This window comes from Actinoplanes aureus (assembly GCF_015704865.1).
Lineage (GTDB): Bacteria > Actinomycetota > Actinomycetes > Mycobacteriales > Micromonosporaceae > Actinoplanes > Actinoplanes aureus.
In genome coordinates, this window is the sequence record NZ_JADQTO010000005.1 from 396,534 (window position 1) to 419,552 (window position 23,019).

The window sequence follows — 23,019 nt, forward strand, 5'->3', positions numbered from 1 at the left end:
CACGGAACTCCCGGTTGACAGGACGCCGGTACCTGGACGTACCGTCTTCAGGTCGTGTTCACGGCGAGCGGTTGTGATCCGCTTCGTCCCTCCACCCACTGGCCGCAGTCCTCGCTGGGGTCGCGCGTTCAGCCAGGTCCAGGGGGTGGAGGTGCGCGGGGCGGCGCGGACCGGGTCGCGTTCAGGTGGTCCCTCTGGGGTCCGATCATGGCCAGTAGACAACGGCACGGCGCGGGCATCCGGCGCGCGGCGAGTCGGTCCGAAGGTCATTGTGAGGTCACCGGAACCACCGGCCGGGGACAGACGGAAGCACCCGAGGGGCGTGGCTGAAACGTGGCCGCGCCCCTCCGTCGTCGCAGGCCACAGGCGGGTAGCCTGCGAGCCGTGGAAATGACGATGCCGCCGCCCGCCCTCGCCGACCCCGGCAGCACCCCCGCCGCGCCGCCCCGGCGGCCGCTGCGCCTGCCGGTGGCCGTGGCGCTGGCGGTGGCCGCGGGTCTGTCGCTGCTGCTGGCGCTGCCGCCGTACGACCTGTGGTGGCTCGCCCCGGCCGGGGTGGCCCTGCTCGCGGCGGCGACCCACCGCCGGCGCCTGCGGGCCGGGTTCGGCCTCGGGTTCCTCGCCGGGCTGGTGCTGTTCGTCCCCTTGCTGGAGTGGACCACGATCGGCGCCGGCTGGCTGCCGTGGATCATTCTCTCGCTCGCCCAGGCCGTCTTCCTCGGGCTGCTCGGCCTGACCGGGGCGTGGCTGTCGCCGCTGCCCGACCGGTGGCCGGCGCTGTGGCCGCTGCTCACCGGGCTGCTCTGGACCACCCAGGAGGCGCTGCGCGACCGGGCCCCGTTCGGCGGGTTCCCGTGGGGCCGGCTGGCGTTCAGCCAGGGCGACGCGCCGTCCCTGCGGCTGGCCGCGTACGGCGGGGCCCCGCTCGTGACGTTCGCCGTGGCGGCGGCCGGTGGCGCCCTGCTGGCGCTCGTCTGGCGGCACTGGAGGGCGGCCCCGGACCGGGCGCCCGGCACGCCGGACGGGCCACGACGGCGGGCCGCCGTGCTGCTCGCCGCGGGCGGGTTCGCGGCGATCGCGGCGGTCCTGATGGCCGGGCCGGCCGCGCTGCCGGTGGCCCGGCCGAACGCCGCGACCAGCACGATCGCCCTGGTGCAGGGCAACGTGCCCCGCCTCGGCCTGGACTTCAACGCCCAGCGCCGGGCGGTCCTGGACAACCACGTCAACGCCACCAAGCAGCTGGCCGCCGAGGTGGCCGCCGGCCGGCAGAAGCAGCCCGACCTGGTGGTGTGGCCGGAGAACTCGAGCGACATCGACCCGCTGCGCAACTCCGACGCCGCTGACCTCATCCAGTCCGCGGCCGACGCCATCGGCGCACCCGTCCTGGTCGGCACCCTGCAACGCACCGACGTGCCCGGCGACATCTACAACGTCGGCATCCTGTGGCGCCCGGGCACCGGCCCCGACCTGGACCAGCAGTACGAGAAGCGGCATCCGGTCCCGTTCGCCGAGTACATGCCGCTGCGCTCGATCGCCCGGCTGGTCACCGACAAGGTCGACCTGGTCCGCAACATGCTGCCCGGCGACGCCCCGGGCGTCATCGACACCGGGGCCGGCGGGGTGCTCGGTGACGTGATCTGCTTCGAGGTCGCCTACGACGGGGTCGTCCGCGACACCGTGACCGGCGGGGCCGAACTGCTCGCCGTGCAGACCAACAACGCCACCTTCAACGAGGCCGAGGCCCGCCAGCAGCTCGCCATGGTACGGCTGCGCGCCGTCGAACACGGCCGCGACGCTCTGATGGTGTCCACCGTTGGAGTGTCCGCTTTCGTCGGCACCGATGGAGATGTGCACGGTTCAACCGGTTTCAACACTGCTGCGGTGGTGGTCCGTGACATCCACCTAGGTGGACCGCGTACGCTGGCGACTCGTTCGGGCATCTGGCCCGAGGTGGTGGCCGTCCTCCTGACGGCTGTCGCGCTCGCCGGCGTGCTGCCCCTGCGCCGTCGGCGCGACAATGAAGGCAGCAACGGCGAGCAGGTTACGGAGGAACGGTGAGCGCGGCGGAAGGCTACCCCGGAGTCGGACGTGTCCTCGTGATCATCCCGACGTACAACGAGTCGGACAATCTCCGGGCGATCACCGAGCGGGTGCGTGAGTCGGTTCCCGAGGTGGACATCCTGGTCGCCGACGACAACTCGCCGGACGGCACCGGCGCCATCGCCGACGAGCTCGCCGTTCAGGACGACCACATCTTCGTGCTGCACCGGGCCGGCAAGGAAGGGCTGGGCGCGGCGTACAAGGCCGGCTTCGCGTGGGCCAAGGACAAGGGGTACGACGCGGTCGTCGAGATGGACGCGGACGGCTCGCACGCTCCGGAGGAGCTGTCGCAGCTGCTGGACGCGCTCGGTGACCACGACGTGGTGCTGGGCACCCGCTACATCCCCGGCGGCAGCGTGCACAACTGGCCGGTCCACCGGCTGCTGCTCTCGCGCGGCGGCAACATCTACATCCGGACCGCGCTGGGCATGCCGTTCAAGGACGCGACCGGGGGCTACCGGGCGTACCGGATCGGGGTGCTCGACGAGATCGACGTGGCGACCATCGCCTCCACCGGGTACTCGTTCCAGGTGGAGATGGCCTGGCGGGCGTACCGGCAGGGATTCCGGATGATCGAGGTGCCGATCACGTTCACCGAACGCGAACACGGCGTCAGCAAGATGAGCGGCAACATCTTCAAGGAACAGCTGCTCAGGGTCACTCTGTGGGGCGCGCAGGCACGCAAGGACAGCCTGCTGTCGCTGCTCAACCGCAAACCGCGACAGGGTTCCACCTGGCCGTGAGGTGGCATGCTTGACCCGGGCCTGGTCTCGTCTTGCGGGCCCGGGATTTCGGAGGACTAACAAATGCGGCGAAGCAGACTGGCCTACCTACCGATCGCGTTCCCGCTGCTGGCGTTCGCGGAGATCATGACCTTCCTGCTGGTGGCGTCCGCCATCGGCACCGGCTGGGCGCTGCTGATCGTCATCGCCTGCACCGTCGCCGGGTTCGCCCTGCTGCGCCGCGAGGGCATCCGCGGCTGGCACGCCTTCCAGGAGGCGGCCCGTACCGGCCGTCCACCGGGCTCCGAGGTGACCAACTCCCTGGTCGGCCTGGGCGGCGCCATGCTGCTGGCGGTCCCCGGCTTCATCACCGGCGTCGCCGGCCTGCTCCTGCTGCTCCCGCCCGGCCGCGTCCTGGCCCGCCGCGGGGTCGAGCGTTTCGCCCAGCGCAACCTCGGCGGCGCGGTCACCGGCGACCTGTTCGGCCCCCGCAAGGTCCGCGTCTACAGCGGCGACCCGGTCACCGTCGTCGTACCGGACGACGACCCGCGCCCGCCGGCCGGCGCCATCGAGGGGGAGATCGTCCGCTGAGGCGTACGCCGTCCCCACAGCATGCGAAAGGGCCGCCCCGGTGACCGGGGCGGCCCTTTTCGATGATTGCTCAGCGACCGCGGCGGGTGCGGACTTCCTGGAGCCGCTCGTTGAGAATGTCCTCGAGCTCGGCGATCGAACGCCGCTCGAGCAGCATGTCCCAGTGGGTCCGCGGCGGCTTCGCCTTCTTCTGCTCCGGCTCGCTGCCGTCGATCAGACGGGCCACGCTGCCGTCGAACTTGCACTCCCAGGTGGTGGGCACCTCGGCGTCGACGGCGAACGGAACCTCGAACTGGTGACCCTTGACGCAGAGGTACTCACGGGTCTGTCGGGGCGCAAGCTCGGTGTTACGGTCGGACTCGTAGCTGACTGCGCCTAGACGGCTGCCGCGCAGCATGCGTTCGCCCATGATCGGCTTTCCCCTCGCTCGTGGTGCTGCTCTCGTTGGTGTAACGAAAGGGGCGGCCGCTGGATTCCTGCGCCGCCAACTCTGCCTGGCCCGGAACCGCCGGTATCGGCGGTGTTAACGCTATGAGCGTAACCGGCCACACCCGTTACCCGGCAAACCGAACCGGCGTTCGAGCGGACCTTGGTCCACTTTACGGTCATTTGCCACATGTACGGGTAGTGCGATGTCGGTCACTCACTCTGATTCATCGGTAATTAACTCACCCATCGGTTAGCGGTCGGTCAGCAGCCGGTAGCGATCTGGTAGCGGATGACGCCCCGATATGCCCGTCCCGTCCGCACTTGCCGGGCGGTATACGTGAGAAATCTCGCCCTGTCGAGAGTCAGACGCGCCACTCGATCAACTGTCCCCGGAAGGCGTGGCCTGGGCGGGAGCCGCCGGGCGTCCCGCGCCCAGCGAGGCGAGCGCCGACGCCAGGTCGCTGACCTGCGAAGTCAGCTGGGCGGCGCGAGTCTGGGCGGCCTCCGCGTCGGCCCGCGCCGACGCCAGCCGGCGTTCCAGATCGGCGTGGTCGCGCGCGGCGCGTTCCAGATCCTCGACGGTACGGCGCAGCTCGTCCCGCGAAGCCAGCACGCCCGCCAGCTCCGCCCGCACGGCGGTCACCTCGGCGCGGGCCGACCGCACCGACTCCACCGCCTCGTCGCGCTCCCGGACGGCGGCGTCCGCACGCTTGCCGGCCGCCGTGGCCTCGGTGCGCGCCTGCTCCGCCGTGACCCGGAGCTCGTCCGCCTGCTGCCGGGCGGCCGACAGATCCTCTTTCGCGCGTTGCTGGGCGGCTTCCGCCGTACGCCGGAAATCGGACGCGTCCTTGAGCGCCGCCGCCAGGTCCCGCTCGGCGGCGTCGCGCTGCCCGCGCACCTCCTGGAGATCGCGGCGCGCTTCGGCCAGTTCCTCGGTCGCGGTGTCGCGTTCGGCCTCGGCCCGCTCGCGCAGCGCGGCGGCCGCGGTAGCCGCGCGCACCGCCTCGTCCCGCGCCGACGTCGCCTCCTGTGCGCGTTTGCCGGCCTCCTCGGCCGCGCGTTCCGCCTCCGCCGCCCGCTGCCGCGCCTCGTCGCGCTCCGCGGTCGCCGCCACGGCGATCTGCTGGGCCGCGGCAGTCGCGACGGCCGCCTGCTCCGCGTCGCGGCGCGCGTCGTCCCGCTCCGCGTGCGCGGCCGCCACCTGCCCGGACGTCTCCGCGCGTACCTCGGCCACCTGTCGCTCGACGCCGGCCGGCGACATCTCCGAATGCAGCGCCTCGGTGAGCGTGCCGACCAGGGTGTCCAGGCGGTCCACCACCTCCCAGGCCCGCGCCACCGACCCGGCCAGGCCGGGGGAGGAGCGGTGCCGCATCCGCACGTTGCGGGAGGCTCGCTGGCACTCGCCGTCGTTGTCACGGCAGTAGCGGAACGGGCGCCCGGCGGAGGCGCGTTGCGGGACGGGGCGACCGCAGTGCGCGCAGGGGCGGCTCTCGGTCTCGGATTCAGGCGCGGCAGTCATAGCGACGTCAACCCTAGGCGTGCCGGTGGCTCACGCCCGGCAACCACACCGGCCCGGTGGGAACGGTGTTCGCCATCGCTTTCGCCTACACCATTTGGAGGTACGGGTTCGCGCCGTCACGCCCCCTTTTCGGCCGTCCCCGCCGGCCCGCGCGAGCCGGCTGCCACTTGCGGCCCCAGCGCGACCGCCGGGAAACAGCACCGGCCCGGCGGTCGCGCGGGGGCCGGAAAGCGCCGCGTGGCCGCGGGGGGAGAGCGGGGACGGCGCCGGTTCGGCGGGACGGCCGGTTGCGCGTACCGCGAAGGGTCTGATCGATGAGGGGGTCGCGGCCGCGGCCTCAGCCGCGCACCTGGATCGCGCCGGAGCCGGCGTCCGCGTCGCGCAGGGAGCCGCACAGGCCGGCCAGCTGCGCGATGATCTCGGCGGGATCGCCGTGGCTGTCCAGCAGGCGCACCTCGGCCGGGTCGAGCCCGGGCACCTGGACGTGCGAGATGAGCGGGTGCAGCGGCCGCCGGTCCACCTCGCCGGCACCGAACAGCTCCTCGTGCAGCTTCTCGCCCGGTCGCAGGCTGGAGAACTCGATGTCGACCGGCACCGGCGCCAGCCGGGCCATCTGCCGGGCCACCTCGGCGATGCGCACCGGCTCGCCCATCTGCAGGACCAGCGCCTCGCCGCCCCAGCCGATGGCGGCGGCCTGGATGACCAGGTGGACGGCCTCCTGGGTGGTCATGAAATAGCGGGTCACGTCCGGATGGGTGACCACCAGCGGGCCGCCCGCCGCGATCTGCGCGCTGAACGCGGTCAGCACCGAGCCCCGGCTGCCCAGCACGTTGCCGAACCGCACGCTGAGGAACGTGGCGCCGGTGGCCGCCGCCGTGTACGCGGTGAGCCGTTCGGTGATCCGCTTGGAGTAGCCCAGCACGCTGCACGGGTTGGCTGCCTTGTCGGTGGAGATGTTGACGAACCGCTCCACGCCGGCCGAGGCTTCCAGCACGGTCAGCGTGCCCCAGATGTTGGTCTTCACGGCCTCGCCCGGGAACCGTTCGAGCAGGGGAAGGTGTTTGAGCGCCGCGGCGTGGAACACCACCTGCGGGCGCCGGTCCCGGAAGATCGCCTGGATGGCCGCCGGGTCGCGCAGATCGGCCAGGATCAGCGACGGGTCGTCGAGCAGCGCCCGCCGGTCCAGCGACAGCTGCACGGCGTGCAGCGCCGACTCGTCGCGGTCCAGCATCATCAGCTCGGCCGGCGCGTAGCGGGAGATCTGCCGGCACAACTCCGACCCGATCGAGCCGCCGGCGCCGGTGACCAGTACCCGCTTGCCGGTCAGGTAGCCCGCGATGGAGTCCAGGTCGGTGTCGATCTGGTGGCGTCCGAGCAGGTCGGTGATCTGCACCTCGCGCAGGTCGGTCAGGTGTGAGCCGTCGCTGATCAGCTCGCTGACCGACGGCACCACCCGGAACTCCGCGCCGGCCGCCACGGTGATCGCGCGGATCTCGCGTACCAGGGCGGCGTCGGCGTTGGCGACCGAGAAGATGACCACTCGGGCGCCGGTGCGGGCGAGCTCGGCCGGAATGCTCTCCCGGTGGCCGAGCACCGGCACACCGTGCACCCGTAGCCCCCGCTTGCCCGGGTCGTCGTCGATGACGCCGACCGGCAGGTAGCCGCCACGGCGGTCGGAGAGCAGGGACCGCAGCAGCAGATGCCCGGCGGTCCCGGCGCCGAACAGCAGCACCGGCACGGCGACCCGCGGATCGGGCCGCAGGCTGCGGTCGTGCTGCGCCCGCTGGAGGTAGCGGACGCCGAGCATGACCACCAGCGCGATCAGGCCGCCGATCACCGGCCCGCTCACCGGTACCGGCCGAGGCGTCAACAGCAGGTCGCCGGTGAGCAGCAGCACGGCGGTCACGCAGACGGTCAGGGAGACCGCGCGTACCTCCTCGAAGCTGGCGTACGGGTGCCGGTGGGGGCGCAGGAAGTAGAGGCGGCCCACCACGGCGTGCAGGACGGTGGCGACCAGGATGACCACCAGGGTCGCCGTCAGCTGACGGGCGGTCAGGGCGAACTCGTACCGGGTGAAGACGGCCGCGCTCAGGCCGATGGACCAGGCACTGCCGTCGACGAGGTCCGGCAGCACTCCGCCGGGGCGGATGGTGTCCACGCGGCCACAGTCCCGCTCCGCCACAAGCAGCCTCCTTGCCCGGCAGGTTCGTCCACCTCTCGTCGCTGAGCATAGGAACATCTGTGGATAGGAGCTGACAAAATGTTCATTCCCTCTCTTCTTAGCCTATGCGTGGATATCGTGACGATGTTCACGGCTACAGGAGGCTCGCGTGGATCTGCGCACCTACATCCGCGTCGCCCGTAAGCACTGGTGGATGGTGTTGACCGGCCTGCTGGCCGCGGTCGGCGTCGCGGCGATCATCACGGTGCAGACCGTTCCGCAGTACGCGACGTCCGTGACGTTCTTCATCACCACGCCGAACACCGGTGTGACGGACGCGTACCAGGGTGGCCTCTTCTCCCAGCAGCGGGTGAAGTCGTACCAGAACCTGCTGACCAGCGACCGGCTCGCCCTGCTCATCGCGGAGCGCACCGGTGCCGGGCTCACGCCGGATCAGATCCGTGAACGGATCTCGGCACAGGCGATCCACGAGACGGTGCTGCTCGAGGCGACCGTCACCGACAGCGACCCCGCGCGGTCCAAGCTCATCGCCACGACGCTTGCCACCCGCTTCAAGGCTTTGGTGGAGTCACTGGAGACCCCGCCGGGCAAACGCCTCTCCTCGGTGAAGGTGGAGGTGGCGGCGGGTCCGAAGACGACCGATACGCCGGTGTCGCCCAAGCCGGTGCGCAATCTCCTGTTCGCCGCCCTGCTCGGCGTCATCGCCGGCTGTGGCGCCGCCGCCCTGCGGGAGTTGCTGGACACCACGATCAAGAGCCCGGAGGCGCTGCAGGACCTGGCGGCGGCGCCGGTCCTGGCCGGGGTTCCCTTCGACACCGACGCCAAGTCCGGACCGCTGAACGTGAGCGGCAAAGGACACTCCGCCCGGGCCGAGGCGCTCCGGCAGCTCCGTACGAACCTGCAGTACGTGGACGTCGACAAGCCGGTCAACACGCTCGTGGTGACCAGCGCGGTGCCCGGTGAGGGCAAGTCCTCGACGGCCTGCGGTCTTGCGATGCTCTTCGCCGAGGCCGAGCAGCGCGTGCTCATCATGGACGCGGACCTGCGCCGTCCCCGGATCGCCGACTACCTCGGCCTGGAAGGCGCGGTCGGCCTGACCACCGTGCTCGCCGGCCAGGCGGAGATCGACGACGTGCTGCAGCGTTACGGCACCAATCTCTGGGTGCTGCCGAGCGGGTTCCTCCCGCCCAACCCCAGCGAGATGCTCGGTTCCCGGCACATGGCCGACCTGCTGGGTGAACTCCGCAAGCAGTTCGACATGATCATTGTGGACTGTCCGCCGCTGCTGCCGGTGACCGACGCCGCGGTGGTCGCGGCCCGCGCCGACGGCGCTCTGCTGCTGGCCCGGTCCCGCAAGACGACCAGCGCCCAGGTGACCACGGCGGTCAAGGCACTCCGCTCGGTGGACGCCCGGCTGCTGGGCTGTGTGCTCAACATGGTCGCCTCGAAGGGGCCGGACGCCTATTACTACTACGACGAGTACGCGCCGAAGGGCAGCGCTCTGGCCGATCTCATGAGCGGCGAGAGTCCTGCGGACACGGCGTCGGCCAGGCACGCGGCGTCGGTGCGATGACCGCCGCGATCGCGTCCACCATCCGCTGGAGTTCCGCGGCGCAGCGGCGGAACGCGTCGATCGGCTGGTTCACCGGGTCCGGCAGGTCGTCCTCCTCGGCGTGGGTGACGGGACGCTCACCGCGGATCAGTGGCACCTGGTCGAGCAGCCGGCGCAGCCGTTCCGGTGGTGTCCCGTCGTCCGGTACGGCCTGGGCCGCCGCGGAGGCGTACCGGCCGAACTGCTTGATCGTGAAGGCACGGCGTACCGCCGCGGGCCGGAGCGCGACGCACGCGGCCCGCTGCTGCCGGGTCGCCGTGAGGACCAGGCCGGCGCCGTCGATCAGGCCGGCGGTCAGCCTCCGGCTGCGGAAGCCGCCCGGGTCGGCACCGTGCTCCTGTAGCACCCGTGCTGTGAGCGGGTGGGCCGGCAGATCCTCCCAGGCGTGCGTCCCGGCGCTGCCGACCCGCACCTCAGCGCCCCCGATCGCGTGCCGCAACAGCAGCTCGGCCATCGGTGACCGGCACAGGTTGGCGTGGCAGACGAAGAGTATGTCGGACCGGTCAGTCATGCCGTACGCCTTCCGTCCGCGGTGCTGGTCCGGGCACCGTAACTCGAGATCACGGACGTTGTGCGCATGATCATCCAAAGTCACCGGGTTCTGCTGTCCGGCCCCGACATCGGGAGCCTGGAGGAGGAGTACCTCCTCGCGGCGCTCCGTTCGGGCTGGGTGGCGCCGGTCGGCCCCGACCTCGACCTGTTCGAACGGGAGATCGCCGGCCGGGTGGGAGTTCCGCACGCGGTCGCGGTGAGCTCGGGCACCGCCGCACTGCATCTGGCTCTGCTGGGTATCGGCGCCGGCCCGGGCGACGTCGTCGTGGTGCCGACCCTCACGTTCGCGGCCACGGCGAACGCCGTCGTCTACACCGGTGCGAGGCCGGTCTTCGTCGACTGTTATCCGGCGACCGGCAACATCGACGTCGAGTTGCTGGCCGGCCTGCTCGCCGCCCTGCACCGCGACGGCGTGCCGGTGCGTGCGGTGCTGACCGTCGACCTGTACGGACTCTGTGCCGACTACGAGCGGATCCTTCCGTTGTGCGACCAGTACGGCGTGCCGGTCGTCGAGGACGCCGCGGAGGCGCTCGGTGCCGTCCACCGCGGCCGTCCGGCCGGCTCCTTCGGCCGGGCGGCGGTGCTGTCCTTCAACGGCAACAAGATCATGACGACCTCCGGCGGTGGAATGCTGCTCACCGCCGACGGTGGGCTGGCGAGCCGGGCGAGATACCTGGCCGGCCAGGCCCGGCAGCCGGTGGAGCACTACGAGCATGTCGAGATCGGTTACAACTACCGGCTGAGCAACCTACTGGCCGCGCTGGGGCGGGCCCAGCTGTGCCGTCTGGACGAGATGATCGAGCGTCGCCGGGCGGTGCGCGACGGGTACGCCCAGGTCTTCGCGGGCGTGGACGGCGTGCGTCTGCTGGGCGGCGAGGACTTCTCGGGAAATTGCTGGCTCACCAGCGTCGTCGTCGATCCGGAACGCGCCGGCTGGCGGGCCGGCGACCTGGCCGCGCACCTGAGGGCGAGGGAGGTGGAGACGAGGCCGATCTTCAAACCCATGCATCTCCAGCCGGTCTTCGCGCGAGCCCGTACCTCCTTGAGCGGCGCCGCCGAGCACCTGTACGAGAACGGCCTCGTCCTGCCCAGCGGTTCCGCTCTGGACGAGAACCAGGTCAGGAGGGTCCTCGGCGACGTCATGGAGTTCCTGGACGGCCGCCGGTGAGGTTGTCGCCCCGTACCACTGACGTCGTGCAACGGGTGATCGATGTCGGCGTCGCCGCCGCGGTCCTGGTCGTCACCTCTCCGGTCCTGCTCGCGGTCGGCGCCGTGGTCGCGGTCCGGCTCGGCCGGCCGGTGCTGTTCCGCCAGGAGCGGCCGGGCCTGCACGGCCGGCCGTTCACGCTGGTCAAGTTCCGCACGATGCTGGACGTGGACGAGGAGCGCGGGCTGATCACCGACGCCGACCGGCTCACCGGCCTGGGCCGTGCTCTGCGCGCGAGCAGCCTGGACGAGCTGCCGACGATGTGGAACGTGCTGCGCGGCGAGATGAGCCTGGTGGGGCCGCGGCCGCTGCTGATGAAGTACCTCGATCTGTACACGCCGGAACAGGCACGCCGCCATCTGGTGCGGCCCGGCGTCACCGGACTCGCGCAGGCGAGCGGACGCAACGCGCTGAGCTGGGCGGAACGGCTGGAACTCGACGTCTGGTACGTCGAGAACCGGTCCCTGACCCTGAACGCCCGGATCTGTGCGCGGACCGTCCTGATCCTGTTCCGCAGGCACGGCATCACGGCTCCGGGCGACCCGACGATGCCTGAGTTCCGTGGCACGAAACCGCTCGGCGACAAGGATGGGGACAGTGCGTAGACCCATCGTCATCGTCGGCTGCGGTGGCCACGGCCGGGAGATCTTCGGGATCATCTCGGCCGTCAACCACGCCGAGGGTGACCCCTGGAAGGTCGTGGGCTTCCTCGACGACGCACCGACGGAGTCGAACCTGGGTCGCCTCGACCGGCTCGGCGTGGCTTGGCTGGGCCCGGGTGCCTCGCTGGCACAACTCGACGCGCACTACGTCATCGGCATCGGCGACCCGCGGGTCCGCGCCGTCGTGGCCGCCGAACTCGACCCGCTCGGCCGGCCGGCGGCCCGGCTCGTCCATCCGGCGGCGACGGTGGGACTGGACAACGACCTGGCTGACGGGGTCGTCGTCTTCGCCGGCGCCCGCATCACGACGAACGTGAGCCTGGGCCGGCACGTGCACGTCAATCAGAACGCGACAGTCGGCCACGACTCGGTCCTCGCCGAGTTCGTCCAGGTCAATCCGGTCGCGGCGGTCTCCGGCGACTGCCGGATCGGCCGGGAGGTGCTGATCGGCACGAGTGCGTCGGTGCTTCAGGGCCGGGCGGTCGGCGACCGGTCGACGGTCGGGGCCGGCGCCTGCGTCGTCCGTGACGTGAGCCCGGACAAGATCGTCAAAGGCGTTCCCGCGGCGTAGGTGAGGACGACTTATGGCTGACGGCCGGCGTCCAGGGCGTGGCGTGACGAGCATCCTTCTCGGTGCCGCCGCGGGCCACGGCCTGGTACTGGCGTCGTCGCCGATACTCACCCGTCTGTACGACCCGTCCGACTTCGGGGCTCTCACGGTGTTCACCGCGCTCGCTGGAATCCTGGCCGCGGTATCGACCCTCCGTCTGGAAGCGGCGATTCCGCTGCCCCGCCAGGACGCCGACGCCGCGGCTGTGGCGTGGGCGGCACTCTGCGCGGTCGGCGGCCTGTCCGTCGCCCTGGCCGTCGTGGCCGGCCTGTCCGGGGGCCCGGTCAGCCGGGCGTTGAACGCCGAGGCCCTCCACCGGCTCTGGTGGCTGCTACCGGTGACGGTGCTGGCGATCGGGGTCAGCCAGGTCCTCTCGGCCTGGATGGTGCGGGAGCGCCGGTACTCCGCGCTGGGCGTCCGCAACGCGGCTCAGGGGTTCGGCCAGACACTGGCGCAGACCGTGACGGGAGTGCTGGGCCTGCGGCCGCTGGGCCTGCTGATCGGTGTCGCGGCCGGCCGGCTGGCCGGGTGCGGTGGCCTCGCCTCGCGGCATGGACTGCTGCGTCAGCCGAAGGTCACCGGGCGTCAGATGGCCGAGATCGTCCGCAGATATCGCCGCTTTCCCCTGATGTCGACCTGGTCGGCGCTGTTCAACAGCGTCGGCCTGCACGGGCCGTTGCTGATCCTGGCGGCGGCGTACGGGCAGGTCGCCATCGGACTGGCCGGGCTGACCGTCCGCGTGCTGGCGATGCCGGTCGCGCTGATCGGCCAGGCGGTGGCCACCCACTATCTGGGTGAGGCCAGCGCGCTCGTCCGGGCCGGCACGACGAGTCTGCACCGGACCCTGACTCGCACCGCGGGCCGGCTGCTGCTGGTCGGTGTCGTACCGGCCGGCGTCCTGCTGCTCTTCGGCCCGCCGTTGTTCGGCGCGGTCTTCGGCTCCGCCTGGACCCCGTCCGGAGAGTACGCCCGCGTGCTGGCACTGGGTTGTCTGGCGCAGTTCGTGGTCAATCCCGTTTCACAGACGCTGAACGTGCTGGAGCGGCAGGGCCAGCAGTTGCGCTGGGACGTCGCGCGCTCGGTGCTGACTCTGGGCGGTGTACTGGCGTGCGCGGCGACGGGCGTACCGATCATCGTCGCGCTGCTGCTGCTCTCGGGCAGCCATGTGGTGGCCTACGGATGGCTGTATCTCTACTGCGCGCGGGCGGCCGCCCGGCATGACGCGGCGTGCGCCTCGGCTCCGGAGACGCCGGTCCGCTGCCGCGGTTGACAGGTGGGGCACCGGCTCCACCCGGTGCGCGGCAGGATCGCCAGCACGACGACGGCGAGTCCGAGGCCGTGGGACAGCAGGACGGTGAGCAGACCGCCGTTGGCGAGAGCGATGGTCGGCAACAGCAGGATCGTCGCCGGAACCGCGATCGGCAGGTCGCGCGACGCGTCGTCCACCAGGGCGAGGACCAGCGCGAGGAGGACGCTTGCCGCGGCCACACCCGGCCATCCCGCGTTGGCGAACCCGTCCGCCAGGATGTGGGCGTTCATGGAGACCTCGGAGGATCCGGTGACGTACTCGCCCACCACCCGGGTGTACGGCAGCGCGTACGGGTAGTCCAGCCAGCTCGCGGTGAACGACTGACTGAGGTAGAGCTTCGGATGGTCGTTGAAGAACGTCACGTACGTCGAGGTCAGCATGCCGGAGGTGAGCAGGAGCCGGCGTACGAAGATGGACGTCCAGGTCACCGACCCGGCGAACTGATCGACGACCACCCAGGCGACGGAGAGGAGCGAGGCACCCCAGAGGATGGCGGTTCCCGGGAGGTGAGGCCGCCACGTGAGCCACCATCCGACCGCGATGAGCGCCACCATCGACAGCATGATGGTCTTGTGGCCGGCGGCCGAGAAAATGATCAGCTGCCCCAGCCCGCCGAGGACCACCGGGAGCACCTTGCGCTGGAACAGGCCCCACACGACCATGACCGGGTTCAGGACGTTTCCCTGCCAGACCAGGACGTAGCTCAGGACGCGGCCGACACTGGCGATGTCGGCGCGGTACTCGGAGCGCAGGTCGTAGACGCTCAGCAGGCCGACCAGCCGCACATGCAGTCCTACGGTGATGGCCAGGAAGACGTAGAACGCCACGGAGACCGTGCCGATGAGGACCCACAGGGTGGTCCCGCTGGAGCGGCCGTGCGGCATGACATGCAGTCGCAGGCGCCGGGTCAGGATGGTCGTGGTGAGAAAACCGGCACCGAACCCGAGTGAGGCGGCCGTTCCCATGCCGGGGCTGATGACGCCCGCGTACTGGGGCACCAGGATGGAGGGGCCGGCGGCCAGGATGAACAACAGCCACAGTACGAAGTCGGACGGGCGTCTGATGCGCGGCGGCAGTGCCACCGCCACCGTGACGAAGAGCAGGAGAGCGAGCGTGTAGAAGTGCGCGTCCGGCGTCCGGTAGCTGTAACCGAGGTAGGCGAAGGTCGGCGCGACCTTGACGGCGTAGACCCAGTGCAGGATGACGGCGTAGCCGAGCGCGGCGGGCACCACGACGGCTACCTGGCGAAGGTCCGCACGCAGCGCGGATCTCAGGTCTCCGGCGATCGAGGACATGCGGATCAGGCGGCACCCCGCAGCCGGTCGTAGAGGTGGAGCAGCGCGCGTTCCTCGGTGCTCCAGTTCAGCCGGTGCAGGACGGCCTGCCGGCCGCGTTCACCCATCGCCTGCGCCCGCGCCGGATCCTCGGCGAGTTCCCGCAGCGCCGTCGCGATCGCCTCCGGCTTCGTCGGGTCGACGAGAAGCCCGCAGCCGAGCTCTTCGACGATCGAACGCCACAGCGGGAAGTCCGAGGCGATGACCGGAATCCCGGCCGCCATGTACTCGAAGAGCTTGGTGGGCATCGAGTCGCGGTACGCCGTCGACGGCTGGAGCACCAGCAGTCCGATTTTCGCGGTGGACGTCAGCCGCCGGGCCTCCAACGGGGACACCGTGCCCATCCGGTGCACCCATGACCAGCCGGGCCTGGTGGCCAGCTCATCGGTCAGTGTGGCCGGCCGGAAGGGCCCGACCAGCCGCAGCCGCCACCCGTCGAGCCGCGCCGCGGCCATGGCGTCGACCATCTGCGCCGCGCCGCGCAGCACCCCGAGAGCGCCGGTGTAGACCACCACGTCCTCGCGCGCCTCGTACGGGACCAGCCCGTCGACGTGCGGCAGCAGCTCGGGGTAGTTGTGCACGACGGTGGCCGGCCGTGGCGCGAACCGCGCGGCGATGGTGGGCGTGGCCGTGACCACGTGGTTGCTGGCGCGCCCCACGAACCGGCAGAGCCCGCGGCAGGCCAGGGCGACGGCCCGGCGGCTGACGGCGGGCAGATAGTCCTTGCCGAGCACCTGCTCGGGCAGGTCCTCGTGTGCGTCGTACACGACCTTGCTGCCGCGCAGTCGCAGAAAGGGGGTGAGGAGGATCAGTTCCGGGTCGTGGAGATGGTAGATGTCGGCCTTCAGGTTCCACGCCAGGCCGAACGCGTGGATCACCCCGCCCACCATGCGGCCGAGCCGGGTGCGCGCCTGCGCCGCGGGGATGACGCGTACGCCGTCGCAGTGCTGTGCCTCGTCGGCGACCGCGATGAGAGTGACGTCGTACCCGCTCCGGGCCAGCGTGCGGCACTCACGCCGGAAGACCCGGTTGTCGGTCCACGGATGCACCGTGGAGACGTGAACCACCCGTGGTGCGTTGTCCTGCACAGGTTACACCCCCTTGCCCGGTATCAGATGGTAGGTCGATTACACGGGCTTAGGGGGGCAATGCACGGAGAAAGACCGATAGAAGTGATCTGTGCCTGATTCGCACCTACGCCCCGAGGGCGGATACTTAAAGTGCGCATCTGGGGGGCCTAGTGCGTATTACTTACATACATCAGTATTTCAAAACGCCCGACATGGCCGGTGGCACGCGCTCCTACGAGTTCGCCCGGCGGCTCGTGGAGCGCGGCCATGAGGTGCACGTGATCACCGGCGAGACGAACGGAGGCCGAGCGCGAATCAGCACGGAGTCCGGCATCGTGGTGCACTGGCTCCCGGTGCCGTACGCCAACTCGATGTCCTACAGCCGCCGGATCTGGGCGTTCCTCAGCTTCGTCTGCCGATCGACGGCGGTCGCCGGACGCCTGCGGCATGATCTCGTCTTCGCGACCAGTACGCCCTTGACGGTCGCGATCCCCGGCGTCTTCGCGGCGCTGCGCCGGCGGGTGCCGATGGTGTTCGAGGTCCGGGACCTGTGGCCGGAGGTGCCGATCGCGATGGGCGCGCTGCGCTCGCCGGTCACCCGCTGGGCCGCCCGGCGGCTCGAGGCGTGGGCCTACCGCCGATCGGCGCACGTCATCGCGCTCTCCGTGGGCATGGCCGCCAGCATCCGGCGCCGGTTCCCCGGCGTGCCGGTCACCGTTGTTCCGAACGGTTCCGACCGGGCGTTGTTCGGCGGCGCCGACGCCAAGCAGGCGGCAGCGGCGCTGCGCCGGGCCACGCCGTGGCTCCAGGACCGTCCGCTGATCCTGTACGCCGGAACTCTCGGGGTGGCCAACGGCGTGGACTACCTCGCGCGGATGGCCGTCCCGCTCGCCGGCATCGACCCCGACGTGCGGATCGCGATCCTCGGCGAGGGCCGGATGCGGGAGCAGGTCCGCCGCCTGGCCGCCGAGCTGGGCGTGCTGGACCGGAACCTGTTCCTGCTCGGGCCGGTCCCCAAGACCGACGTGGTGGCCTTCGTCGCCGCCTGTGACCTGGCCACCGCCCTGACCATCGACGTTCCCGGGCTGAGCCCCGACTCCTCGAACAAGCTCATCGACGCCTTCGCCGCCGGGCGGCCGGTCGCGGTCAACCACGGCGGCTGGATCGCCGACCTGATCACCGCGAGCGGTGCCGGTCTGGTGCTGCCACCGGACGATCCGGCCGCCGCGGCCGCCGCGGTGGCCGCCTTCGTGCGTGACCCCGGGGCGACGAGCACCGCGCGGACTGCGGCGGCCGCGCTCGCCCGCGATCGATTCGACCGTGACCTGCTGTTCCAGGAGTTCGAGCGGGTACTGACCGGATCGGTACGCACTACCGAAGGTGTCCGTTGAGGTGCCGGACGGCGCGCCGGGTTCTCCTCGGTGCGCTCGCCGTCCTGATGGCCGGGTCCGCCGGCACCGTCTGGGCCGGGACGCGCGTGTTCAGCTCGCACGACCACCTTCAGGAGGCGGCGGTTCTGGTGCGAGAGCTGGGACGCCAGCTGCGGGCGGTCGATCCGGCCGCGGCGCGGACCCTCACCCGGTTGCAGGGCGAGACCCGGGCGGCCCGGGCCGACGTCGAGGATCCGACCTGGTGGGCCGGCGCCCACCTGCCGGCGGCCGGCGACGACCTGGCCGCCGTCCGGACGATCGCGACCACTCTGGACGATCTCGCCCGCGACGGCCTGCCGCAGCTTGTCGCCACCGCCGGCCTGTTACGGGCCGGATCCCTGCTTCCCCGCGACGGCCGGATCGACCTGACGCCGCTGCAACGCGCCGCTCCGCAACTCGCCGCGGCTGACGCGGCCATGCGGAAGGCCCGCGGCACGGTCGAGGCGATCGCCGTCGACGGTCTCGCCGCGCCGGTTCGGGCGGCCGTCGTCCGGCTCGGGACCGAGCTGGGGGACACCGCCCGGACGGTGACCATGGCGGCGAAGAGCGCCACGCTGCTGCCGCCGATGCTCGGGGCGGACGGCCGGCGTACCTATCTCGTGCTGTTCCAGAATCTCGCCGAGGTCCGGGCCACCGGCGGCATGCCGGGCGCCTACGTGGTGGTCGAGGCCGACCAGGGCAAGATCAAAATAGCGGATCAGGGTACGGCCACCGGCCTCGCGCCGTTCCAGCGGCCGGTCGTCGACCTCACGCCCGCCGACCGGCACCTCTACACCGACAAGCTGGCCACCTACCCGGCCAACGTCAACCTCACCCCGCACTTCCCGACCACCGGTGAGATCGCCCGGGAGATGTACCGGCGCCGCACCGGTGTGACCGTCGACGGGGTGCTCTCCACCGACCCGGTGGCGCTCTCCTATCTGCTGACCGTCCTGGGGCCGGTGCCGGTGCGCGGCGGCGCGCCGCTGACCGCGAGGAACGCCGTGCCGGTCCTGCTGTCCCGGCTCTACCGCGACGACATCTCCTCGGCGCGGCAGGACGCGTACTTCGCCGCCGCGGCCCGGGCCACCTTCCGCGCGCTGCTGGCCCGCCCGCTCGATCCGCGCGATCTGCTGGACGCGCTGGCCCGGGCCGCCGGCGAGCGGCGGCTGCTGGTGTGGAGCACCCGCGCCGAGGAGAACCGGCTGCTGGCGAACACCGTGCTCGCCGGGGTGCTGCCCGCCGGCGACGGCACCGAACCCACGGTGGGGGTGTTCCTGAACGACGGCAGTGGCGCCAAGCTCGGCTACTACCTGACCCACGACGCCGAGGTCGCCGTCACGCCGGTGTGCCGCGGAGACGGCCGCCGTGAGATCACGCTGCGGGTGGTGCTGGGCTCGACCGCGCCGAAGTCGGGACTGCCGGCGTACGTGCTCGGGCTCGGTCTGGCGGGTGATCCGTACACGGTCCGGACCAACGTGTCGGTCTACAGCCCGACCGGGGGAGCGATCGCCGGGATGCGCCTGGACGGCGAGAAGCGCTCGTTCGGCTCCGGCCGGGACCGCCGGCGCGCCGTCGGCATCATCACCGTGGACGTCCGGCCCGGTACCCGCCGGACGCTCGACGTCACGATGCTGACCGGAGTGCCCGCCGGCGGGTACGGCACGACGGTCACGCCCCGGCTGTGGACCACCCCCGGCCTGGTTTCCTGGGACCGAATGATCCATTCCGGGGACGGATGTCGGAACACCCGATAGATTCGCCTCAGCCTAAAAATAACTTTCATGTGCCTATGCCATGGTTGCGAGGGTTCTATGTACTTCCGTCGAATGTTGAGGGTGTTGGTCCTCGTCGGCGCCATGGTGTTCGCGGCGCCGGCTGCCGCGTACGCCGAGCCGTACCCGGTCAGCCCGCCGGACTCCGGTGTCTCCGACGGCACCGTCGAGCCGGGCGGGACCGTGACGTTCTCGGGTGAGGGCTTCCTGCCCTTCGAGCGGATCTCGATCGAGATCGGCTACGAGGGCTCGGACAACAGCGCCGCGTCGTTCGAGCGGGCGCCGCGGTCCGACGGGTTCGTGCTCGCCGCGGCGGCGCTTCCGCAGCGCGTCACCATCACCACCACCGCGGACGAGAACGGCCGCTTCAGCGTCCAGGTGCCCCTGACCGAGGTCGGCAACGCGACGCTAGTGGCGACCGGCCTCACCTCGGGTGTCACGGTCACCACCGTGGTCGAGGTGGTCAGCGAAGGCGGTTCGGGCGGTGGCGACGACGACTCGGGCGACGAGGGCGCGGAGAGCGACGAGGCCGCCCTGCCGACGACCGGTCCGTCCGGTGAACCGCTGCTGATCATCGTGTCCAGCGGTGTCGGTGCCGTGCTGCTCGGTACCGCGCTGATGTGGCTCTTCCGGATCCGGCGTCGCACCGACGGGTGACACCGCCGACAGCACCTGGAACGGCCGGCCCTCGTCGCGAGGGCCGGCCGTTCCGTGTCACAACGCCCGGACCGGTCCGGTGAGGTTCCGGTCGCCACCGCGACACCGCGGTGGCGTCTACTGGTCAGGTGCAGTCCTTCACGCTTCGCGCGCATCCCACCGGCATGGCCTGGGACCAGGCGTACGCGGTGGCCCGCGACACCGCCGGCCCGCTGCCCTCCGAGCCGGCCGCGGTGGCCGCGGCGACCGGACGGGTCCTGGCCGAGGCGGTGCTCGCCGCGGTACCGGTGCCCGCCTTCGACTGCGCGGCGATGGACGGCTACGCCGTGACCGGCGCGGGTCCGTGGACCGTCGTCGGCCGCGTCCTCGCCGGCGCCCGGGCCGGCGACGGGTCGCTGACTTCCGGCATGGCGGTGGAGATCGCCACCGGGGCGCCGGTTCCGGTCGGGGCCGAGGCGGTTCTGCCCTACGAGGACTGCCGGCGCGACGGTGTGACGGTCACCGGCACGCGCGGCCCGCGGGACCACATCCGCCGGGTGGGCGACGACGGCCGGGCGGGCGACACGGTGGCCCCGGCCGGGCGGGTGGTGACCGCGACGCTCGCGGCCGCTGCTGTTCAGGCCGGGGTGGAGCAACTGCGGGCACACCGGCGGCCGGCCGTGTCGTTGCTGGTGACCGGGGATGAGGTGATCATTTCGGGGACGCCGGGGCCGGGTCAGGTACGGGACTCCTTCACCGGGCTGGTCACCGCGGTCACGGTCCGGGCGGGTGGCGAGATGCGGTCGAGCCGCCATCTGCGGGACGACCCGGCGCTGCTGCGGGACGCGCTCGACGTCGCCGGCACCGACGTGGTGGTGGTCAGCGGCTCGTCCTCGGCCGGCGCCGCCGACCACCTGCACGCCGAGCTCGACGCCCGGCGGGCCACCTGGCACGTGCGCGGCGTCGCCTGCCGGCCGGGACACCCGCAGGCGCTGGCCCGCCTGCCGGACGGGCGGTGGGTGGTCAGCCTGCCCGGTAACCCGTACGCCGGTCTGGTCGCGGCGCTGACCCTGCTCGAACCGTTGCTGACCGCCCTCGCCGGCCGGCCTGCGGCACCGCTGGCGCGCATGCCGGTCAGCGGAGTGGCCGAGGTGAGGCAGGGCGTACGTGTCGTACCCGTGCTCTTCGAAGGTGGCCCGGCCCGGATCGCCGCCGCCGGCGGCGCGGCCGGCCTGCGGGCCGCCGCCTCCGCGGACGCCCTCGCCGTGCTGCCCACCGGCTGGGCCGACCGCGAACCGGCGGTGATCCTGGCGCTTCCCTGAGGCATCCGGGGCCCGGCCGGCCACGAATGACAGGCGAGCCCGGGCGCCTGCCCGGCACGTCTGGGAGAGATGCCATGGACACACAGGCGATGCACATCGCCAACGGGATCGTGAACGCGCCGATCTCCGCCCTGTTCCTGGTCGTCGCGGTAGCCGCGCTGGCGTTCTGCGTATGGCGGGCCCGCGCGGACCTCGACGACCGGCTGGCACCGATGGCGGGTCTGGCGGCGGCGTTCATCTTCGCCGCGCAGATGCTGAACTTCCCGGTGGCCGCCGGTGTCTCCGGCCACCTGCTCGGCGGCGCTCTCGCGGCATTGCTGGTCGGTCCCTGGCTGGGCGCGCTGTGCGTGGCGACCGTGCTGATCGTGCAGGCGCTGCTCTTTGCCGACGGCGGGCTGACGGCCATCGGCCTGAACGTCGTCAACATGGCGATCATCGGCACCGGGGTGGGATATCTGCTGGCCGCCGGCCTGTTGCGGGTGCTGCCGCGGACGACGGCCGGGCTCGGCCTGACCGCCCTGGTCGCTTCCATCGTCAGCGTGGTCGCCGCGGCTCAGGGCTTCGTCCTCCAGTACGCCCTGGGCGGCACCACCGAGCTGCCGATCGCCGAGGTGGCGGGTCTGCTGGCGGGTGCCCATCTGCTGATCGGTGTCGGCGAGGGACTGATCGCCGCGGTCACCGTGGTGACGGTGGCCCGGGTCCGGCCCGACCTGGTCTACGCGCTGCGCCGCTCGGCTCGCACGGTCCCGGTCGGAGCATCGGCATGAACCGGGACGACGACCGGGACGCCGGCCTGGACATCCTCGACGGTGTGGGCGCCGCTGACCGCGACAGCGTCCGCCGCAGGCGCCGGCTCGGCTGGTTCCTCGTCGCCGGCCTGCTGGTGGCGCTGGTGCTGGCCGGGGTGGTCAGCAACTTCGCGTCGGAGAGCCCGGACGGGCTGGACCACGCCGCCCGGGTGGGGTGCGTTTTCGACGTCGGTGGCGAGATCATCGCCGGAACGTGCATGGCGCAGGGGGAGACCGGTCACGAGCTGGCCGGCAGCCCGTTCGCCGACTACGCGTTCGGCGCCACCGGGCTGTCCGGCGTGATCGGCGTGCTCGCCACCTTCGTCCTCGGCAGCGGCCTGATCAGGCTCACCCTTGTTGCCAAAAGCTAGCAACCGCAGCATCATGGCATTAGGAGCGGGTGTTGCTTGGCCGTGACCCGTCGTTCCGGTGCAGGGCGTTCCGGCTCGCGATGATCCAGCAGCCGGGGCGCCCTTGCCGTTCCCGGGGATAGCCGGTGATCTCTACGCTGATCGGCGATGCCCATCAAACGCGCGCCCCGCACCGTGGGGGCCGGCCTCGTCGTCGCCTCGGTGGTGATCTTCGCGTGGCGTGCCGCGGCGAACTGGTACCCCGGATGGGCCCTGCTGGCGGCCGCCTCCGTCGTGCTCCTGATCGGCCTGGCTCTGCTCACCCGCCGCGCGTTGCTCCGGAGGCGGGCGGTGGCCTGGGCGGGGGACGCCGGGTGGACCGCCGCCGGCGAGAGCAGCCGGCCGTGGCCCTGGCAGGAGCTGCGGCTGCGTGGCGACATCCGGGTGACGCGCGCCTGGACCCGGGAGGTGGACGGCCTGCCGGTCACCACCGGGGAGATCCACTGGACGGGTGGCGCGCTCGCCGGGCTGGTCCTGGCCCGTGCCGGCCGGGGTGTCTTCGTCGTGGTCGGGCTGCCGAGGCCGGTGCCGGAGATGGGGCTGCGGCTGCCGTACCGGTTCGTCGGCGACTGGCCCCGGCAGACCGATCCGGAGGTGCGCCAGGCCTTCCTGGACGGCCTGATCGCGCCGTGGACCGTACGCGGTGGTGAACTGTTCACGATCGAACCGCAGGGCGGGCTGTTCCTCGATCCGGCGGCCTTCGACCGTACGGTCCGGCGGGCGCTGCGTACCGTCGCGTTGCTGCACCTCACCCAGCCGAATCGATGATCTTGTCGACAT

At 71.7% G+C, this 23,019-nt stretch carries 21 protein-coding genes; 15 read left to right on the top strand and 6 right to left on the bottom strand.

The annotated features are described in order from the left end of the window. Positions 1 to 390 precede the first annotated feature (390 nt). From lnt to I4J89_RS13340, 3 genes are all read left to right on the top strand, one after another. A complete protein-coding gene (gene lnt / locus I4J89_RS13330; RefSeq protein ID WP_196414375.1) occupies positions 391 to 2,058 on the top strand; it encodes an apolipoprotein N-acyltransferase in 1,668 nt (555 codons plus the stop codon). After that, positions 2,055 to 2,843, top strand: a complete 789-nt coding sequence (locus I4J89_RS13335) for a polyprenol monophosphomannose synthase (protein ID WP_196414223.1) — start codon at positions 2,055 to 2,057, stop codon at positions 2,841 to 2,843. Before lnt ends, I4J89_RS13335 begins: the two co-directional genes overlap by 4 nt. A gap of 63 nt (positions 2,844 to 2,906) precedes the next feature. After that, on the top strand, positions 2,907 to 3,413 hold the full coding sequence (locus I4J89_RS13340) for an FxsA family protein (protein ID WP_196414224.1): 507 nt from the start codon (positions 2,907 to 2,909) through the stop codon (positions 3,411 to 3,413). 70 nt (positions 3,414 to 3,483) lie between these two features. Here the strand turns inward: I4J89_RS13340 and I4J89_RS13345 are convergent, their stop codons facing one another. The 3 genes from I4J89_RS13345 to I4J89_RS13355 all read right to left on the bottom strand — a co-directional run bounded on the left by I4J89_RS13345 (position 3,484) and on the right by I4J89_RS13355 (position 7,519). Further along, positions 3,484 to 3,822: an RNA polymerase-binding protein RbpA gene (locus I4J89_RS13345; protein ID WP_014444861.1), complete on the bottom strand. Its 339-nt coding sequence runs from the start codon at positions 3,820 to 3,822 to the stop codon at positions 3,484 to 3,486. Between the two features lie 399 nt (positions 3,823 to 4,221). Next, a complete protein-coding gene (locus tag I4J89_RS13350; protein WP_196414225.1) occupies positions 4,222 to 5,361 on the bottom strand; it encodes a coiled-coil domain-containing protein in 1,140 nt (379 codons plus the stop codon). Between the two features lie 337 nt (positions 5,362 to 5,698). Continuing rightward, the gene (locus I4J89_RS13355; RefSeq protein ID WP_309238296.1) at positions 5,699 to 7,519 is read right to left on the bottom strand and encodes a polysaccharide biosynthesis protein; all 1,821 of its coding nucleotides are present in this window, start codon (positions 7,517 to 7,519) and stop codon (positions 5,699 to 5,701) included. 172 nt (positions 7,520 to 7,691) lie between these two features. Here I4J89_RS13355 and I4J89_RS13360 point away from each other — a divergent pair, with 172 nt between their 5' ends. Beyond that, positions 7,692 to 9,116, top strand: coding sequence for a tyrosine-protein kinase domain-containing protein (locus tag I4J89_RS13360; protein WP_309238297.1), 1,425 nt, complete (start codon positions 7,692 to 7,694; stop codon positions 9,114 to 9,116). Here the strand turns inward: I4J89_RS13360 and I4J89_RS13365 are convergent. Beyond that, entirely contained in the window at positions 9,055 to 9,666 is a 612-nt protein-coding gene (locus tag I4J89_RS13365; protein WP_196414227.1) for an arsenate reductase/protein-tyrosine-phosphatase family protein, read from the bottom strand. The two genes, I4J89_RS13360 and I4J89_RS13365, sit on opposite strands and share 62 nt — an antisense overlap. Before the next feature lie 66 nt (positions 9,667 to 9,732). Between I4J89_RS13365 and I4J89_RS13370 the strand changes: the two genes are divergently transcribed. Genes I4J89_RS13370 through I4J89_RS13385 form a run of 4 tightly spaced genes read left to right on the top strand, consistent with a single transcriptional unit; the run spans position 9,733 to position 13,456 of the window. Beyond that, positions 9,733 to 10,875: a DegT/DnrJ/EryC1/StrS family aminotransferase gene (locus I4J89_RS13370; RefSeq protein WP_196414228.1), complete on the top strand. Its 1,143-nt coding sequence runs from the start codon at positions 9,733 to 9,735 to the stop codon at positions 10,873 to 10,875. A 26-nt stretch (positions 10,876 to 10,901) separates the two neighbouring features. After that, positions 10,902 to 11,519 (top strand): sugar transferase, encoded by a 618-nt coding sequence (locus I4J89_RS13375; protein WP_196414229.1) that lies wholly within the window; start codon positions 10,902 to 10,904, stop codon positions 11,517 to 11,519. Continuing rightward, complete coding sequence (locus tag I4J89_RS13380) at positions 11,503 to 12,147, top strand: NeuD/PglB/VioB family sugar acetyltransferase (protein ID WP_196414230.1); 645 nt, start codon at positions 11,503 to 11,505, stop codon at positions 12,145 to 12,147. The genes I4J89_RS13375 and I4J89_RS13380 overlap by 17 nt, the downstream gene beginning before the upstream one ends. A gap of 43 nt (positions 12,148 to 12,190) precedes the next feature. Beyond that, positions 12,191 to 13,456 (top strand): lipopolysaccharide biosynthesis protein, encoded by a 1,266-nt coding sequence (locus I4J89_RS13385; RefSeq protein WP_196414231.1) that lies wholly within the window; start codon positions 12,191 to 12,193, stop codon positions 13,454 to 13,456. Here the strand turns inward: I4J89_RS13385 and I4J89_RS13390 are convergent. Then, on the bottom strand, positions 13,378 to 14,790 hold the full coding sequence (locus I4J89_RS13390; RefSeq protein WP_196414232.1) for a hypothetical protein: 1,413 nt from the start codon (positions 14,788 to 14,790) through the stop codon (positions 13,378 to 13,380). The genes I4J89_RS13385 and I4J89_RS13390 overlap by 79 nt on opposite strands. Before the next feature lie 5 nt (positions 14,791 to 14,795). Continuing rightward, the gene (locus I4J89_RS51470; RefSeq protein ID WP_196414233.1) at positions 14,796 to 15,917 is read right to left on the bottom strand and encodes a glycosyltransferase family 4 protein; all 1,122 of its coding nucleotides are present in this window, start codon (positions 15,915 to 15,917) and stop codon (positions 14,796 to 14,798) included. Between the two features lie 194 nt (positions 15,918 to 16,111). On the opposite strand from I4J89_RS51470, the gene I4J89_RS13400 reads away from it, so the two are divergent. The 7 genes from I4J89_RS13400 (at position 16,112) to I4J89_RS13430 (ending at position 23,007) form a co-directional block, all read left to right on the top strand. Then, positions 16,112 to 17,290, top strand: coding sequence for a glycosyltransferase family 4 protein (locus tag I4J89_RS13400; RefSeq protein ID WP_230858844.1), 1,179 nt, complete (start codon positions 16,112 to 16,114; stop codon positions 17,288 to 17,290). Then, a complete protein-coding gene (locus I4J89_RS13405) occupies positions 17,287 to 19,065 on the top strand; it encodes a DUF4012 domain-containing protein (RefSeq protein WP_196414235.1) in 1,779 nt (592 codons plus the stop codon). The genes I4J89_RS13400 and I4J89_RS13405 overlap by 4 nt, the downstream gene beginning before the upstream one ends. Before the next feature lie 81 nt (positions 19,066 to 19,146). Continuing rightward, the gene (locus I4J89_RS13410) at positions 19,147 to 19,740 is read left to right on the top strand and encodes a hypothetical protein (protein WP_196414236.1); all 594 of its coding nucleotides are present in this window, start codon (positions 19,147 to 19,149) and stop codon (positions 19,738 to 19,740) included. 128 nt (positions 19,741 to 19,868) lie between these two features. Continuing rightward, a complete protein-coding gene (locus I4J89_RS13415; RefSeq protein ID WP_309238299.1) occupies positions 19,869 to 21,041 on the top strand; it encodes a molybdopterin molybdotransferase MoeA in 1,173 nt (390 codons plus the stop codon). 74 nt (positions 21,042 to 21,115) lie between these two features. After that, on the top strand, positions 21,116 to 21,808 hold the full coding sequence (locus tag I4J89_RS13420) for an energy-coupling factor ABC transporter permease (RefSeq protein ID WP_196414237.1): 693 nt from the start codon (positions 21,116 to 21,118) through the stop codon (positions 21,806 to 21,808). After that, a complete protein-coding gene (locus tag I4J89_RS13425) occupies positions 21,805 to 22,200 on the top strand; it encodes a PDGLE domain-containing protein (protein WP_196414238.1) in 396 nt (131 codons plus the stop codon). Before I4J89_RS13420 ends, I4J89_RS13425 begins: the two co-directional genes overlap by 4 nt. Positions 22,201 to 22,347: 147 nt before the next feature. After that, the gene (locus I4J89_RS13430) at positions 22,348 to 23,007 is read left to right on the top strand and encodes a hypothetical protein (protein WP_196414239.1); all 660 of its coding nucleotides are present in this window, start codon (positions 22,348 to 22,350) and stop codon (positions 23,005 to 23,007) included. Positions 23,008 to 23,019 lie beyond the last annotated feature (12 nt).

Coding starts and splice junctions, on each gene's coding strand:
- lnt (WP_196414375.1), top strand. CDS start 391: ATGACGATGCCGCCGCCCGCCCTCGCCGACCCCGGCAGCACCCCCGCC.
- I4J89_RS13340 (WP_196414224.1), top strand. CDS start 2,907: ATGCGGCGAAGCAGACTGGCCTACCTACCGATCGCGTTCCCGCTGCTG.
- I4J89_RS13345 (WP_014444861.1), bottom strand. CDS start 3,822: ATGGGCGAACGCATGCTGCGCGGCAGCCGTCTAGGCGCAGTCAGCTAC.
- I4J89_RS13350 (WP_196414225.1), bottom strand. CDS start 5,361: ATGACTGCCGCGCCTGAATCCGAGACCGAGAGCCGCCCCTGCGCGCAC.
- I4J89_RS13365 (WP_196414227.1), bottom strand. CDS start 9,666: ATGACTGACCGGTCCGACATACTCTTCGTCTGCCACGCCAACCTGTGC.
- I4J89_RS13370 (WP_196414228.1), top strand. CDS start 9,733: ATGATCATCCAAAGTCACCGGGTTCTGCTGTCCGGCCCCGACATCGGG.
- I4J89_RS13380 (WP_196414230.1), top strand. CDS start 11,503: ATGGGGACAGTGCGTAGACCCATCGTCATCGTCGGCTGCGGTGGCCAC.
- I4J89_RS13390 (WP_196414232.1), bottom strand. CDS start 14,790: ATGTCCTCGATCGCCGGAGACCTGAGATCCGCGCTGCGTGCGGACCTT.
- I4J89_RS13400 (WP_230858844.1), top strand. CDS start 16,112: ATGGCCGGTGGCACGCGCTCCTACGAGTTCGCCCGGCGGCTCGTGGAG.
- I4J89_RS13420 (WP_196414237.1), top strand. CDS start 21,116: ATGGACACACAGGCGATGCACATCGCCAACGGGATCGTGAACGCGCCG.
- I4J89_RS13425 (WP_196414238.1), top strand. CDS start 21,805: ATGAACCGGGACGACGACCGGGACGCCGGCCTGGACATCCTCGACGGT.
- I4J89_RS13430 (WP_196414239.1), top strand. CDS start 22,348: ATGCCCATCAAACGCGCGCCCCGCACCGTGGGGGCCGGCCTCGTCGTC.